The 15,592-nt window shown below is 46.6% G+C and carries 15 protein-coding genes and 1 pseudogene; 7 read left to right on the top strand and 9 right to left on the bottom strand.

Going from position 1 to position 15,592, the window contains the following annotated elements; genetic code table 11:
• The first annotated feature begins 139 nt into the window (after positions 1-139).
• Positions 140-1,456 carry a HEAT repeat domain-containing protein gene (locus tag H6F52_RS18280; RefSeq protein ID WP_347276229.1) on the top strand — a complete coding sequence of 439 codons (1,317 nt, stop codon included), beginning with the start codon at positions 140-142 and terminating at the stop codon, positions 1,454-1,456.
• 20 nt (positions 1,457-1,476) lie between these two features.
• Here the strand turns inward: H6F52_RS18280 and H6F52_RS18275 are convergent, their stop codons facing one another.
• From H6F52_RS18275 to H6F52_RS18265, 3 genes are all read right to left on the bottom strand, one after another.
• Complete coding sequence (locus tag H6F52_RS18275; RefSeq protein WP_190536329.1) at positions 1,477-3,294, bottom strand: ATP-binding protein; 1,818 nt, start codon at positions 3,292-3,294, stop codon at positions 1,477-1,479.
• A gap of 2 nt (positions 3,295-3,296) precedes the next feature.
• On the bottom strand, positions 3,297-3,662 hold the full coding sequence (locus H6F52_RS18270; RefSeq protein ID WP_190528729.1) for a response regulator: 366 nt from the start codon (positions 3,660-3,662) through the stop codon (positions 3,297-3,299).
• A gap of 105 nt (positions 3,663-3,767) precedes the next feature.
• Positions 3,768-4,727: a diguanylate cyclase gene (locus tag H6F52_RS18265; protein WP_190536328.1), complete on the bottom strand. Its 960-nt coding sequence runs from the start codon at positions 4,725-4,727 to the stop codon at positions 3,768-3,770.
• Between the two features lie 251 nt (positions 4,728-4,978).
• Between H6F52_RS18265 and H6F52_RS18260 the strand changes: the two genes are divergently transcribed.
• Together H6F52_RS18260 and H6F52_RS18255 are read left to right on the top strand one after the other, a co-directional pair.
• Entirely contained in the window at positions 4,979-5,977 is a 999-nt protein-coding gene (locus H6F52_RS18260) for a LysR family transcriptional regulator (RefSeq protein WP_190412346.1), read from the top strand.
• 80 nt (positions 5,978-6,057) lie between these two features.
• The gene (locus H6F52_RS18255) at positions 6,058-7,131 is read left to right on the top strand and encodes an anthranilate phosphoribosyltransferase family protein (RefSeq protein ID WP_190536327.1); all 1,074 of its coding nucleotides are present in this window, start codon (positions 6,058-6,060) and stop codon (positions 7,129-7,131) included.
• Positions 7,132-7,311: 180 nt separating this feature from the next.
• Here H6F52_RS18255 and H6F52_RS18250 read toward each other — a convergent pair whose 3' ends face one another.
• The 4 genes from H6F52_RS18250 to H6F52_RS18235 all read right to left on the bottom strand — a co-directional run bounded on the left by H6F52_RS18250 (position 7,312) and on the right by H6F52_RS18235 (position 9,820).
• Positions 7,312-8,247 carry an MBL fold metallo-hydrolase gene (locus H6F52_RS18250; RefSeq protein WP_190412348.1) on the bottom strand — a complete coding sequence of 312 codons (936 nt, stop codon included), beginning with the start codon at positions 8,245-8,247 and terminating at the stop codon, positions 7,312-7,314.
• Positions 8,248-8,255: 8 nt separating this feature from the next.
• Positions 8,256-8,648, bottom strand: a complete 393-nt coding sequence (gene panD / locus H6F52_RS18245; protein WP_190412855.1) for an aspartate 1-decarboxylase — start codon at positions 8,646-8,648, stop codon at positions 8,256-8,258.
• 201 nt (positions 8,649-8,849) lie between these two features.
• Positions 8,850-9,365: an inorganic diphosphatase gene (locus H6F52_RS18240; protein ID WP_190430695.1), complete on the bottom strand. Its 516-nt coding sequence runs from the start codon at positions 9,363-9,365 to the stop codon at positions 8,850-8,852.
• Positions 9,366-9,628: 263 nt separating this feature from the next.
• Entirely contained in the window at positions 9,629-9,820 is a 192-nt protein-coding gene (locus tag H6F52_RS18235) for a hypothetical protein (RefSeq protein ID WP_190412350.1), read from the bottom strand.
• 333 nt (positions 9,821-10,153) lie between these two features.
• On the opposite strand from H6F52_RS18235, the gene H6F52_RS18230 reads away from it, so the two are divergent.
• The 4 genes from H6F52_RS18230 (at position 10,154) to H6F52_RS18215 (ending at position 12,912) form a co-directional block, all read left to right on the top strand.
• Entirely contained in the window at positions 10,154-10,351 is a 198-nt protein-coding gene (locus tag H6F52_RS18230) for a hypothetical protein (RefSeq protein WP_190434305.1), read from the top strand.
• A 120-nt stretch (positions 10,352-10,471) separates the two neighbouring features.
• Complete coding sequence (locus H6F52_RS18225; RefSeq protein WP_190412352.1) at positions 10,472-10,975, top strand: DUF4112 domain-containing protein; 504 nt, start codon at positions 10,472-10,474, stop codon at positions 10,973-10,975.
• Between the two features lie 119 nt (positions 10,976-11,094).
• Positions 11,095-12,057 (top strand): alpha/beta hydrolase, encoded by a 963-nt coding sequence (locus H6F52_RS18220; RefSeq protein ID WP_190536326.1) that lies wholly within the window; start codon positions 11,095-11,097, stop codon positions 12,055-12,057.
• Positions 12,058-12,411: 354 nt separating this feature from the next.
• Positions 12,412-12,912, top strand: a complete 501-nt coding sequence (locus H6F52_RS18215) for a DUF4278 domain-containing protein (RefSeq protein ID WP_190536325.1) — start codon at positions 12,412-12,414, stop codon at positions 12,910-12,912.
• A gap of 94 nt (positions 12,913-13,006) precedes the next feature.
• On the opposite strand, the gene H6F52_RS25830 is transcribed toward H6F52_RS18215, so the two are convergent.
• Complete coding sequence (locus H6F52_RS25830; RefSeq protein WP_190536324.1) at positions 13,007-15,079, bottom strand: pentapeptide repeat-containing protein; 2,073 nt, start codon at positions 15,077-15,079, stop codon at positions 13,007-13,009.
• Positions 15,080-15,263: 184 nt separating this feature from the next.
• Positions 15,264-15,557 (bottom strand): annotated as a pseudogene (locus H6F52_RS26490) (DUF433 domain-containing protein).
• Positions 15,558-15,592 lie beyond the last annotated feature (35 nt).

Raw genomic sequence — 15,592 nt, 5'->3', positions numbered from 1 at the left:
GATTTATCGGCAAATCTGGTATCTGACCTAAACTCTAGGTAAACTAGCTTGTGAAGCTTAAAGGTATCCAGGTTCAGGAAACAAGGCTAGCTAGTGTGGGTCAAGCGTGTCGGATAAAAATTGAGTAAAAGTGATTTAAATGATGTTATTAAGTGTTTTAGAGCAGGCTACTATTGCGGCACAGCAAAAAAACTGGTCATTATTAAACCAATGCTTGCAGCAACTACCACTTAACAAAGCAGAGGTAAGGCAAGGGGAGTCGTCAACAGGAGAGGATTCTAACTCGCTTTACTTAGAGCAATTATTGAACCTGGCTTTAGATGTACTTGACGCAGGGGATTTTCAAGAACGGTGGGAAGTGGCGAAGGTGTTACCCAAATTAGGGGAAGGCGCGATCGCTCCTTTGATTTCCATTCTGAAAGATGAAGACGCCGACTTGGAGGAGCGCTGGTTTGCTGGTCGCATTCTGGGAGAATTTGACAATCCTGCCGTCATCACCGCCTTAGTAGAGCTGCTGAGAACATCTGAGGATGAAGAACTTACAGTGGCAGCAGCGGCTGCTTTAGCGCATATCGGCTCTCCGGCTGTGGAGGCTTTGACCGAACTATTAGCAGAGTCAGAGACACGACTGTTAGCCGTGCGATCGCTTGCTCAGATCCGCCGTTCCGAAACGATTGCGCCTCTCCTGAACGTGGTTCAAGATCCCCAATCTGCGATTCGAGCCGCTGCGATTGAAGCACTGGGTAGCTTTCACGACAGCCGGATTCCACCAGTATTGATGGATGCCTTGCAAGATCCAGCCGCACAAGTGAGAAAAGAAGCGGTAATTGGCTTGGGGATGCGCTCTGATTTGCTAGAACAATTGAATCTAGTAACTCAGCTACAACCCCTGCTATTTGACTTTAATTTGGAAGTTTGTCAGCATAGTGCGATCGCATTAGGACGACTGGGAACAGATGAAGCCGCCGCTGCCTTGTTTCAGGTACTCTCATCCCCGAATACACCGCTTAGCTTGCAAGTAGACATCGTGCGATCGCTCCCCCAAACAGCAGCCGCCTTGGAGTATTTGCAACAAGCCCTTTCTGTTGAGTCTCCGGTGCTATGGCAGGAAATTGTCACCGTTTTGGGGCGAGTGGATTCTCCAAAATTAGTCCCAACAGCTGCTAAAATCCTGCTGACAGCACTTGAATCAGAAAGCTTAACTGCTCAAAATTCCAAGGTTAAACAAGCGGTGGCAATGGCATGGGGACAGTTAGGAGATGCCATTGCGATCAACCAGTTAATTGAACTGTTAGCAGATCCCGATGCAGGGGTAAAACTGCACGCGATCGCTGCTCTCAAAAAATTTCCCATTGCTTACCAGCAATTACAGCAACTCGCTACCACCGAAAATCTCACCCCAGAATTAAAACAAGGAATCGCGATCGCTTTGAAAGAATGGACAGTGAATAGTTAATAGCCACTCGCTATTAACTATTAACACGGAAGCGTTACGGTAAAAGTCGTTCCTAACCCAACTTGGCTATCCACCGCTATCTTGCCTCCGTGTATTTCTACGCATCTTTTGACAATTGCCAGCCCTAAGCCAGTTCCAGGAATTTTGCCAACATTTTTGGCTCGATGAAATGTTTCAAAGAGCCGCGCTAAATCTGCTGGAGGAATGCCAATTCCTTCATCTCTAATTTGGAAAGTTGCCTCTCCGTTCTGGCAAGTCAAGCCAAAATGAACAATGCCGCCTTGGGGGGAATATTTAATTGCATTTGATAACAAATTATTCAAGATTTGTCGCAGCAGTTTTTCATCCATAGAAACGATTGTCTCAAATTCGTTTTCAGTGACGGTTAAACATTCCAGATTAGAACCTTGAAGAGAGTAATTATCAGTATTTAAATTTTCAAGTTTGAATTGCGTTTGATTACTGACAAAATTTATCTCGTGCTGATTGCTAGCACTCAGTTGGATTTCTTCTACCAAATTACGGCAGAATTCTGTTAGATCGAGGGGGACTGGATTAAATTCTGATTTCCCGGCATCTGCTCTGCCGATTAAAAGCACATCTTCTAACAAATCGGTCATATTTCTCACGATGTCTTTAATCCGCAGCAAATATTTGCTTTTTTTCTCCTGAGACCATTCATTAGAGCAATGTTCTAACATATGGGCAGAAAGAGAAATTGAGGTCAGCGGATTGCGGAACTCGTGGGAAACCATTGACACAAAGCGAGATTTCAATTCGCCCAATTGTCGCTCTTGTTCCAACGCTTTGTGAATTTCTTCTTCTGCTTGCTTGCGAACGGTGATGTTGCGAATAATGCTAGTAACGAGAAATCCTTGCGGGGTTTCGATGTGGCTGAGGCTGACATCTACGGGGAACTCAGTACCATCCTTGCGTCGGGCAAATAGCTCAAACCCCACTCCCATCGGTGGGACTTGAGGTTCACAACAGGAATCGGTGCGTTCTCGATCGTGTACGCGCCGGATGTAATCGGGTAGCAACATCTCCAGAGTATTGCCCAGCAATTCATCGCGCTCATAGCCAAACATTTTCTCAATTTGAGTGTTAACGAGAACGATGCGATCGCTTGCGCCAACAATCGCGATCGCGTCTGGTGCTGCTTCTAGAAATTGCCGGAATTTTTCTTCGCTTTGTCGGAGTTGGGCTTCTGCTTGCTGATGCTTGACAATTTCCTGTTGCGATCGCTCATTTGTCTCCTTTAACTCAGCATTGCGCTGTTTGAGATCCCACGAGAGTTGTCGCGTCCGCAACAACATCTCCACCCGCTTCTGCAACTCCATCTTCTCGATGGGGATGGTGACTAACTCATCAACACTCTTCCACGGGTGTCGAGTCATCAACCCCACATCCTGACGAGGAACGATCAACAGAAATGGCAGAAAAACTGGTAATTCAGCGGCTTTTCTCGCTTGTACCTCTTCCCAAAACTGCTTTAGGGCCACGCTATCTAAGACGCATAGGTCAAAAGCTGTGTTCAGGATTAAAGACTGAGGGCTAAGCGGTAAGGGTAGAACAGTACCCTGCCCGTGCTGAGTGCTGAGCAGCGCAGCCAGGGTAGGGAAACCCCGTTCCGGCTGAGAACTGAGAAGACGCCAATTTATCCCATTTCTACAAGACTGAGGATTGAGTAAAATTTCTCTGTTGTTCTCCTGCTCCTTAGCTCCTCGGCTCCCCGTCTCTTTTTCGTCAGGTAGCAATACTTCGTGATGCCCAGCAAGCCACTCTGAGAGCAGGCGGCGGTTTTCTTTTTGCTCTACAAGCAACAAAATCCGGCTCATACTTAATCTCTTAGTAGACTGCGAACGATCACTAGGAACTTTTTGACGACTAGCGGTTTAACTAATGTACTTTGCATTCCGTGAGCTAGGTTTTGCTGCTCAATCGCGACACTTTGCTTAGGCAAGAGTAGTAGAAAGGGTATTTGCCGATCCCGAATTCGTTCGCAGCATTTCCAAACACGCCGGTAAAAACCGTCTATGTCCACCAGCGCCAAACCGATTGCTTTTGACTGGCATAGGGCTAGATCGAGTGCCTCTAAAAGGTTAGCACTTTTGACACAATCCCCTTCTTTGCCGAGGAATTGAGCCACAAGTTCCAGGTAGCACGGGTTTCGCTCTGCCGCCAAAATAAACGGTCGCTCCTTCAAATTTCCCCCTTTGTTTTGGGTTCTCTCTAGTGCTATCGTAATTCAGTCATAAGTGCCGTGATATGGCTCACAATGGCTCAATATTCAGTTATTTGGATCTTGAGGTTAGCCTGAAATCGGATAAATTTTGAAGCGATCGCTTCCTTCCTCTTTTGCTACAGATAGCATCTTTTGCGCCTCAGCAATCAAGGCTTGTGGGGTGGAATTTCTCTCAGGAATTAACGTGGCAACCCCTAAACTGATAGTTACTCGGTCGCCAATCGGAGAATTCACGTAGGAAATGTTTACATCTGCCACATTTAAACGCATTGCCTCTGCCACGACAATCGCCCCAGAGCGATTGGTATCGGGGAGAAGTGTCACAAATTCTTCACCCCCATATCGGGCGACAACGTCTCCACATCTTTTCACAGCAGCACTTAAAGCTTTTGCAACTTCTCTCAGACAATAATCGCCTCGCTGAAGTCCGTAGGTATCCTTAAAATCTTTAAAAAAATCAAGATTAATCATAATCAACGACAGAAACCTTGCCTCTCTTGCTGCACGTCTCCATTCCCGTTCTAAAATTTCTTCAAAATGATGGCGATTCGCAATTCCTGTCAGCGCGTCTCTAAAAACTAGGTCATCTACCTTTGGGTTAGACTTCTGTAAATCGGGTGCCGCTTTTAATAGCCGGTTGTCGCGGGCTTTCTCAAGCTCAAATTTAGCTCTGTGTTTCAAAATCGAACTAACTCGCGTCAGTAGTTCTGTTTTACCGATGGGTTTGATCCGATGATCGGCAGCGCCAGCGATCAGTGTAAACTGCCAGTCCGTTGAGCCAGACTGGTTAGAAAGCATCAGAATGGGGATTGCCTCGTGCCGCAGCCATTCGCAAATCCGACTTTCTAGACTAGAGATATCTACGATAGCGAGACTGATTTGTGCAGAATGTCTCAAAGCTTGCTCAAACTCCTCCAAGCTGTCAGCGGTGAGGATTGGATATCCTTCCTGAATCAAGAGTTGTGCGATCAGTTGCAAGTTGTGGTGGTTTCGGCTGGCGACTAGGAGCGAGGTTTGTTTCTTCATGCTGATTCATCAGAGACTGCTAAGGGGTATCTTTTTCATCACTCATTTTGATGCGATGCCGTAGGCGATCGCTTCGCTGAGTATACGATTGGCGTATATCGTATTTATTTCCAAGGGTTTTCCCGTTCATGCTATGGTAAGACCCGCTTGTGCCACCCTGACTAAGCTGCTGTATCAAGCCCTACCAAAACAGTTAAGCAAATCCGCTAAATTCATTTCATCGGCTTTAAATGTAATTTAGGCTACATATCATGCGACTAGAGCAGTTGCAAGCCTTTCTAGCAGTTGCTGAAACCGGCAGTTTTCAGCAAGCGGCGCGAAAGTGTGGGTTCACTCAGTCCACTATTAGCAGGCAAATCCAGTCTCTGGAAACGGATCTCGGTATTTCCCTGTTTCATCGCACGGCTCAGGCAAAGCTAACAGTCGGAGGCGAACGCTTTTTGCCCCGCGCCCGCAAAATTTGTCAAGAGTGGCAACAAGCCACGCAAGAATTAGCGGACTTGTTGGCAGGAAAGCAACCCGAACTCTGTGTAGCGGCAATTCACTCGGTTTGCGCCCAATACTTGCCGTCCGTGTTGCAGCAGTTTTGCCGAGATTACCCGGCGGTGCAGCTGCGGGTAACTTCGCTTGGAAGCGATCGCGCTCTCAAAGTCTTGCGAGACGGAATGGTTGATGTCGCGATCGTGATGAATAACCGCTTTTTAACGGCTAGCCCGGATATGGTGGTCGATGTCTTATACAATGAACGCATCGAAATCTTGATGGCGGCAAATCATCCTCTGACTAAGTACCAACAGGTGCCCTGGTCAGAACTCGTTCACTACCCGCAAGTGGTATTTAAGGATGGGTACGGGATGCAACGCTTGGTACAAGAGCGATTTTTGCGGCAAGGCGCTAATCTTCAGGCGGTGATGGAGTTAAATACGCTTGATGCCTTTCGCGGTGTCGTGCGGCAAGGAGAATTGATTGCCCTTTTGCCCCAGTCAGCTTTGGTAGATGCGCGCCAGGATGCAACGCTGGCGATTCGAGTCATTGATTCCACACCCGCGCCAGGGACGCCAAACTTAGCCGACTCGCTGGCAGATCCCAGCTTGTCTCGTCAGGTCGTGATGGTAACAACGCGCGATCGCTTGCTGATTCCCCCCATTCAGCACTTTTGCCAGATGGTACGCGAGTTAGTCCCGATGCAATTTGCAGGAGCGATTGGCAACACAATAATCTGTTCGGATGCTTCTATACCTGTTAACTAATGGTTAATGGCTATTGCAAAAAATCTTTTGGGAATTAGCCATTCGCAAAAACTGATAACGATTGACTACGACAAAATACTATGAGTAATGAGTTCAGGGAAATTCTGCGAAAAGTGGGTAGTGGCGTCCATACGGGCGAAAATATAAGTCGCTCCGAAGCTGAGGAAGCGACACGGATGATGCTCCTACAGGAAGCAACACCAGCGCAGATTGGAGCATTTATGATCGCCCATCGGATTAAGCGTCCCACCGGCGAAGAATTGGCAGGGATGCTAGACGCCTACGACGCACTAGGGCCAAAACTGCAACCCATCGGCTCAGAACGCCCGGTTATCGTTCTGGGGACGCCCTACGATGGGCGATCGCGCACGGCACCCATAACGCCACTGACAGCTTTAATCTTGGCAACCGCTGGACAGGCGGTGGTGATGCACGGGGGCGACCGGATGCCTACCAAGGAAGGCTTGCCACTGATTGAGATTTGGCAGGCGTTGGGTGTCAATTGGGCTGAGTTATCCCTCCCTGTCGTCCAGCAGGTGTTTGAGGCAACCCAACTCGGATTTGTTTATTTGCCCAAGCATTTCCCCCAAGCGGCAGGACTGGTTCCCTACCGCGACCAAATTGGCAAACGTCCCCCCTTTGCAACGATGGAGTTAATGTGGTGTCCCTATGCAGGGGAAGTTCACGTTGTGGCAGGGTTTGTCCATCCTCCCACGGAAGGGATGTTTCAAGACTCTTCGGCATTGCGAGGCAAACCCCAGTATTTCACAGCGGTGAAGGGATTAGAAGGGAGCTGCGATTTACCACGCGATCGCACGGCGATTATTGGAACTTGGCAACCCGGTTCGTCTCCGCAACGCCTCCTGCTTCATCCCCGTGACTACGGCTTTGAGGGAAAGGAAGTTGCCCTAGACTCCGCAACTGAATTGGTACAAGAAATGCAAGCCGTGCTGCAAGGTAACAAGAGCGAACTTATGCAAGCAGCTATCTGGAACGGTGGTTTTTACCTATGGCACTGCGGTCTCGCCCCAGATTTATCATCCGGTTTGACTCAGGCAGAAACTTTATTGGGTAGCGGTCAAGTTGCCCAGAAACTACAGGAGATTAGTCGGGTGATTTCTTCTTTAAGTTCTTCAGTCTTCAGTAGTCGGTAGGAGGAGGATTAGGAAAAAGTTTTGAGTTTTGAGTTTTGAATTTAAGAACTCTTTTGTCACTCATCCCTCTTTTCCTAAAGTAACAAAAGAGGGATCAAAACTCTGATTCCCAGAAAAAAGTTTTGAATTTTGAATTTAAGAACTTTTTTGTGGCTCAAAACTCTACACTCTCATGACCGATTACTCAACGGCTAAAATCATTCCTTCACGGGCGAGTAATCCATTCGGAAACGCCGACTGGATTTGTCCTTCTACTTGGTCGAGAAAGTCATCGCTGTAGTCTGGTTCGTAGCTAAACATCACCAATTTTTTGACGTTAGCCGCATCAGCGGCTTTAACGCAGGTTTGCCAGAAGGGATTTTCGCAGGGTTGAATCGCAAAGTCACCTGCATGAGAAGACTCACCGTTTGCCCCCAAACCTTGGTCTAGTTCCGGGGAAGTCGCATTGCAAATGAGTAAATCGGCTTCACGGGCTAAGTGCAGCAGATTTTCATCAAGGGCATTCGGATCGTTGTCTGCACCCGTAGCGTAAACAGCCGTGCGTCCCTGCCAGGTAACTCGGTAGCCTATTGTCCGCAGGGAATTGTTGGTTAAACAGGTTTCAATCGTGATATCGTCTACCGCGAGCGTCTCGCCGGGAGTTAGATCGTAGAACTGTAGTTCTGATTGCATCACCTGTATAGGGACTGGAAAATTCGGAGGCGTCATCTGGTCGCTGAGACTTTGTTGAATCGATGCTCCATCAGATCCTGCTGCCCCATAAATATGAAAACAATTGCCCTTAATAAAGGCAGGAACGAAAAAAGGAACGCCTTGAATGCGATCGCTTTGGGAGTCGGTAAAGAATACGTAAGCTTCCACCGGCATTTGACGCAGTAATTGATTACCCAGTAACCGCAAGCCGGTGCCGCCATCAAAAATTAATCGTTTGGAGCCTACCCGCATTTCCACACAGGGAGTATTGCCGCCGTAGCGAAGCGTCTCCTTGCCAGCGGCGGCAATTTTGCCCCGCACACCCCAAAACTGCACCACAAACTCTGCGTCAGCTTGGGTTGACTGACTTGCTGTGGGATTGGAGATTTGAGGATTTGGTGCCGCTGGTTCTTTTGAAGACATATATTCGCTCAAGAAGTTAGCTGCACGCTTAGCAGATCGTCGTAGCGGCGGACTTCTATTAACCGATTTTGTCCGTCTACGAGGACAACTTTAGGTTGATAAGTTTTCAGTTCTTCTGGGCTAAATTGCCCGTAGGTCATGATGATTAAGCGATCGCCCTTCATGCCCAAACGAGCCGCCGCACCATTGAGTTCGACTGCCCCTGAATTTGCCGGTGCCGCGATTGCATAAGTAATCAAGCGCTCTCCATTCGAGACATTAACGACTTGTACCTGTTCATAAGGTAGTATACCTGCGGCATCCAACAGGGTTCTATCAATACTGATACTCCCTACATAGTCAAGATTTGCCCTAGTAAGCGTGCAACTATGAATTTTTGATAGAAGAAGCGATCGCTGCATACAAGAAAGGTAATTAACACCATTGAGAAAGTGCAAGGCGCTGATTGCTTCTCCTGCTATGCCTGCACTTTCCTCATGTTGTATCTATCAGCACTAGGGTTCGGCGCATGAAAAGTTTTCTCAGCTAAAGCTGATTCTAACGTTCTCAAACCACTTCATCCCTCAATTTTTTCCTAGTTCGCTCACCTAGCGCTCGTAGACCTACCCTTTGCTGCCAGCTTCAATACATTGTTCCACCAGTGGCATCACTTTATCGACATCTTGCCAACCCAGAATTTCCGTGACCTTTTTCTCTAAATTCTTGTAGGTCTTGAAAAATTCTGCGATTTCGTCTAGTCGGTGTGGCGCAAGGTCTTTGAGAGATTTGACTTGGGCATAGCGCGGATCTTTGTCGGGAACGCACAGAATTTTTTCGTCCCGATCTCCCCCGTCAATCATCTCTAACATTCCGATAGGTCGCGCTTGAATAACACACCCTGGAAATGTTGGCTCTTCCATTAACACCATGCCATCCAGGGGATCGCCATCATCTGCTAGGGTGTTGGGTACAAAGCCGTAGTCATAGGGGTACTGCACCGAAGAATAAAGCACCCGGTCTAAGGCAAAGGCTTGTAAGTCCTTATCGTACTCGTACTTATTTTTGCTACCAGCGGTAATTTCAACCAGAACGTTAATGAGACCTGGTTTGGGTTGAGCAGGAATGCGTGTTAAATCCAAAACGTTTCTCCAGTTTCTCCAAGCAACACAAAGTATTGGGGGTGCCCTGATGTCAGTTTGAAGGCTGTAGAGGCTTAACGTAGTTACTTTACAGCCGCTACGAATCGCACCCGTTGTTGAAGGAGGAATCAGAATATTCCTCCTTCATCCTTCATCCTTTCAGATAGCCCTTGTGAGCATTCTACGGGAAGAAGGTCAACACAGAATCTTCTGTTTACCCAGATTCCAGGATTACGCGATATCCATTTGTTGTATCTTGAAGGTCAGTCTTCGGGTATCGGGATTGAATAGCTGGTTTGCTGCTGCAAGCTTTGAGCGCCGCTTGGAGAGTAGTGCGCGATCGCAAACACAGGTAAGGTCAAAGTCAACAAAGCAATTGCAGTTCCTAGTAACTCTGCCCACCTTTGCGGAGGAGGTTGGTCAGAAGAGTTAGAGGACTGGCTACTTAATTCCATAAAAAGATAATTGCAAACTCAACACGATCAAATGAAACAGTGAAAAGAGGGGAAATTTTGAACCTCCTCTGTTCTTAATTCTAGCGAGTTCTTCTAAGCTGTCTGTCGTCTATTAAACAATCTCAACCTATAGATAGGTGCTATCAAACACACTGATAGATGTCAACCGTCTTTGGGAATAGAAGATTAAAGCTTGAAAGGAGGAGAAATTTTAGGTTAGTTTAAACATTTAACTTGCAAGTTGTTAACTTGCAAGAATCGGGGCTGAATTCTAGTGCCCGACGAAGCTATGATGCATAAAAGAAGCTCACACCGGAAGACGGAGTGGTAGCCATGTACCTTCCCAGTGCCCTTGCCGACGAACTCAAGCTCTACCTAGAGCAACTGGCTGATAAGGGAGAGACACAAGCGCAAACCCTGTTGACTCAAATCGAACAAGTTGCAACTCCTAGCTCAACGCTGACAACGCTAACGGATATGGAGCAAGAAATGTCTTCCGTACCTCCAGAAGGGATGGGTTTGAGGTGTTGAACACTGATGCCAACAGCAAGACATTCCAATAGCAAGACGAAGCTTTGTTCCTTTTCCGTCAGTAGTAGGTGGTAACGATTTTTTCCCTATCCGCTACTCACTCCCCCATTATCGATTCTGATGTCTCAGCCTCCTCCCAAACCTCCTATAAGATCGACGGACGCCAAGTCAGCTAGAATTAAGCGCCTGCGATCGCTTACTTATATTCTGGATAATGCGATCGCGATTCCGGGAACTTCCTACCGCGTGGGCATCGATCCTCTACTTGGACTGCTCCCTGGAGGCGGAGATATACTAGGAAGTGCCTTGTCAGGCTATATCGTGCTGGAGGCAGCGCTGCTGGGTCTACCACGAGAAGCTTTGGTGCGGATGGTGCTAAATATTATTTTTGAGACTTTAGTTGGCACTGTGCCGGTGTTGGGGGATTTCTTTGACGCTACCTGGAAAGCGAATGCTAAAAACATGATGCTTCTAGAAGCTCATCTCGCTTCTCCTCGGCAGAGTCAAAAGGCAGATTGGTGGTTTATCATTCTGCTGTTGGGTGGGTTGATGCTCTTTGTGATTTGCATTGCTGCTTTCAGTCTTTTTATCCTGAATCTGCTGTGGCAAACGATAACTAAATAAAAATTAAAAATTAAAAACTTTAATTCGTTTCTCCTTTCCAATCTGATATTTTTAATTCCTTGCAAGCAAAGTTTATTGGCTAACCCTTGAATTCGATTCTCAAGGGAATTGTACAACAGATGAGTAAGAAAGACTGGTGGGAAGCCACATTTCCAAACGGGCGTCAAACGATAACCATTTCTGATGGTAACGGGAATCCTGTAAAAATTGCTTATGGCGAAAAAGGTACAGGTAAACCGCTATTTTTAGTGCATGGAATGGCGAGCTGGAGCTACAATTGGCGTTACGCAATTGAGCCATTGTCACAACATTTTCGCGTTATCTGTTTCGATGCGAAAGGACACGGTTTTTCCGAGATGCCATCACACCCGGAAATACTCGGTCATCAATCGCTCGAACTAGAGCAGATCGTGCGAGCGTTATGCGATGAACCGGCTGTTGTGGTAGCCCTATCTTTGGGGGCATTAGTGACCCTCGCCACCGCCCAAGCGCATCCAGATTTGTTCGATCGATTAGTTGTAATTAATGTACCGATCTTCCTCAAACGATTGCCATTTTGGGGGATGCAGTTATTAGCAGATTTGCCGTTAGATTTAGTTAAGATAGCGGATCAGTTGCGCGTGACTCAACTGTTTGCACCGCTACTATGGCAAATTGTAGCCTTCGGGCGTCGGGAAGTTGTAGTGGATTGGACACGAATCACACCCGAAGAAGTTTACTGGATTACTTATCCGTATGTTGAATTTCCGAATGCTTTGACAAAAACTGCCGAGGATTTACAACACGCGGCGCAAGAAATACAGCGTTTGGTAAAGAATGAACCGAATTTAATTCGTAACGTACAAGATAACCTGAGTGCGATCGCGTGTCCGACTCTGATTCTCTGGGGCGATCAAGATCAATGGTTCCCAGTTGCTGATGGCAAAAAACTTCATGCCTGTATGCCCAGCTCTAAGTTTAAGATTATTCCCAACTGCGGTCATGATGCGGCGGGAAGTCACGCAGATGCGATCGCGTCCGAGATTCTTGAGTTTATGCGCGATACAGATTTTCTAAATTCAGAATCTTTGTATCGTTTTTAGCAGTAAAGTTACCCTAAGTGTTGTCCATTTAATTCCAAACTCCACTAGGTGCAGGGAGATCCCGCACCTACTAGCTTATATAAACAAAGTCCGCGCCGTCGCCAAAGGCAAGCGTTGAGAGAGATGTGTCGCCGTATTGTTAGGTTGCGATCGCTTTCCCGCCAGTTATGATAGTTTCTTCTCTGCTTGGAACCTCAGCCAGTTCTTAAATACGACCAATTTAGGATTCAACTGTTCAACCAAAAGGATGAGCCAAATTAATCCACCAGTAGTAGGCTGATTAGTAATAATTCGCTTATATTTTTAAATACACTTCGCACTCTAGTTTCAGAGGTAACTTCAGAAGTGATAAATATGTCCTTGTCTTTCATCATGCCGCTAGCGATTACCCTGCTAGCTGTCTATATACTTCAAAATTCTGCTGACGAAATTTCCTATCTCGCCGCCGCAATTTCTCTTGTTGGTTTATTTGTAAGTTTGGTTGTAGCGCCTTGGCAAATTCAGGTATTGCTGCTATTGGTCGTACTGCTAAGCGCGAGACGACTTTTGCAGCAATGTCAGCCTGTAGTCGATGCTCAATTTGAGGCTCAATCCGAACCTAAGATTGAGCCTCAATCTGAGTTTCAGGAAGACGACAAGACTCAACTCAGCTATCGCGGGATTAACTACGAATCCACCCCTTCAACCGTTGAAGTAGCAGAGGTTGAAGTTACAGGAAAATACCGGGGTCAGGTTTGTAAAGTCCGCAAAACAGAAAATATGCCGGTGTCTCAACCGACATCGGGATTAAAATATCGAGGTGCTACCGTGATTTCTCAAGCTTCCCCTACACCTCCGGTTGAAGAATCAAAATAAACGCCAGAATCTTAGCCACAGATGCAATGCCAGCCATTGAGGGAATTTTGCTCTAAGCGACCTGCACTCAAAATATGTTGCCCCTCTGGTTGGATTATGCCAAAGCTAATAAGCTAGCGATCGCGGGCAACAATTTGTTACAAGCTTCAACTAATGTTGCAGCACTTGGCAAACTGGCGGCTGTGCCTTTCAAAATCTTCATTGCCGTTTTTGCACCCTTTTGCATTGCTCCTTCTTTGGGATTTTTCCCAGCTTCCGCTAAGGCTTTAACTTGTTCTAATGCCTCAGCTTTATCTTCTTCGCTTAAGTTAGTATCTGCTTCAATAGCAGTTTGCAACTGAGTCAATAATTCCTTAATACTGGGTTTACCTGGTTCAGGTGAGTCGGGTAACTGATTAACTGTATTGCTGACAGCACCGCTAATTTGACCTAAATTGATGGTATTGCCTGTCATGTTGTTCATTTCACCAGTATTAACAAAGCTACCCGTAGCGTTAATACCTTGGTTCTTGTTGTCAGTCATCGTTGTATTCTCTCCACTTGCGATAATTGTTAGATTAGACAATAAATTACTCAGATTACTGGGATTACTAGCTAATATCATAGTAATTTCTTTAATTTCTTTACTATAACGTTTCTCAGCTTCTAGCAGAGCCGCTTGCTTCTGCGCCTCTAGTCTTGCTAAATACGGTTCTTCAAAATCACGCTGAACTTTGCCTTTGTCGGTTCCTTCAGGAACTTGAATTGTCAATAAAACATCATTCCCCTTTTTTTCAATCGTTTGAATAGAATCAGGGGTAATTTCTCGGTTTTCCTCCATTAATTTCTGAAAAGCTATATTAAAAGCTTCTGGATTAATACCGTTTCGCAGAAGTATCTGCACAGTATTCATTATTTTTTTATACAGCTTTTCAAAATCACCGGGTTCAAATATTTTATCTGGATCGTGTGGGCGGCGCTCTCTATCGCCTGTGAGAGGATTAGGATGCTCTAGGAGGTAAACATATCGACAATCAACTTGCTCTAGTTTTGTTGTCGAGTCAATATTCCATGCTTCCAGGCAAGCGCCCGTTAATGAAGCATTAGTAAAATCAGTACCAACTGACTGAGCTTTCGTCAAGTTTGCCCCTTCTAAATTGGCTGCTTTTAACGTAGCTTCACTGATATCCGCTTCCCTCAGATTAGCTTCGTTGAGGTTTACTCCTGTAAGGTTAGCACCTTTGAGATTTGCACCCGCATAAGATTTCTTATAGCCATTGCTACCGACTAATAAATCTCTTACAGCAGCCTTAGCCAGGATAGAATCACCGACTCTAGCACGGTCAAGTTTTTTGGCTTGATGCCAACAAGTGCGCGTGAGAATAGCACCTCGAAAATTTGTACTTTTGAGTGTTGCTTGCGTGAAATCAGCATCAGTTAAATCAGCACCCCGAAAGTTCGTGCCACCTGTAGCAGCAAAGGCAACAGCAAAGGTGTAAACAAAGGCATATTTTCCATCCCCAGCTAAGGCACGCCAAGCCATATAGATACCCAATCCTGCCACTGCCGCTGCCGCTGCCGCTGCCGCTGCCCCTGCCGCTGCCACTGCCACTGCTACTGCCCCTGCCGCTGCCACTGCCCCTGCCACTACCGCTGCCCTTGCCCCTGCCGCTGCCCCTGCCGCTGCCCCTGCCACTGCTACTGCCGCTGCTACTGCCGCTGCCACTGCCCCTGCCACTACCGCTGCCCCTGCCGCTGCCGCTGCCACTGCTACTGCCGCTGCCACTACCGCTGCCCCTGCCCCTGCCACTGCTCCTGCCCCTGCCGATAGACCTTGACCTTGACGGATAGTAACGATAAAGAAGACTGCTAGCACTATTAAGAAGACCACACCAGGAATAATAGTGATTTGTTTGATAGTAGAAGGAGCAAAAAAATATGCTGTAAATAAGCTAGTTAATACCGAGGTAAATCCTGATAGTGCTGACAAAATTAATGAGATGATTACGAGAAAAATTGCCCAACGTCGTTGCAATCCCGCTTTGGCATGGCTGAAGTTTGCTCCTTTCAGGATGGCACCAGTGAAGTTTGCCCCTCGGATATCCGCGTGCGAGAAGTCTGCACCTGTTAAATCTTGCCCTTTGAAAGATTTGCCTTTGAGATTGGCACGGCGGTAGTCTTGAGCCACGTTCAGTTACAGAGAAATGGGATAAATTTTAATACAGGCATAGCATATCTGCCTGAAGAATGCTCATCTGTACAACTAAGATTATTACCTTCTGAAGCTTTCACTACGTCTATATCAGCGTTTCGTAAAGCCTGTATCAAAGCTCGCCTAATCATATCTTCATCAAGCTATAAATGAATCTGACTCACTTCAACTTACCCGCGATATATTCTGCTTCTAAACGTTCATACTCGACTTTTTCCTCTGCTAGATCCGCCTCTATTTCATCTTTGTTGGCGTGATAATGTGCCAAAGCTGCATATATTTGTGCTAACGTCAAAAACTCAAACTCCTCAGCAATCTCCTCTGGACTCATACCCTATTTGTACAAAACTGCCATTTGCTGAACAGAAATTCTCTTCCCTGCAATTCGCGGACGCCCTCCGCAGGTTTCTGGAGTACGCACAATTAATGTCCCGATGTCGGTGATAGTTGACATATTTACCTCTGTAAGATTTGGCTTATATTTTAACG

This window comes from Coleofasciculus sp. FACHB-542, assembly GCF_014695825.1.
Classification (GTDB): Bacteria; Cyanobacteriota; Cyanobacteriia; order Cyanobacteriales; family FACHB-T130; genus FACHB-T130.
Note: the sequence above shows the minus strand (reverse complement) of the source record. Positions and strands in the feature narration are given on the sequence as shown.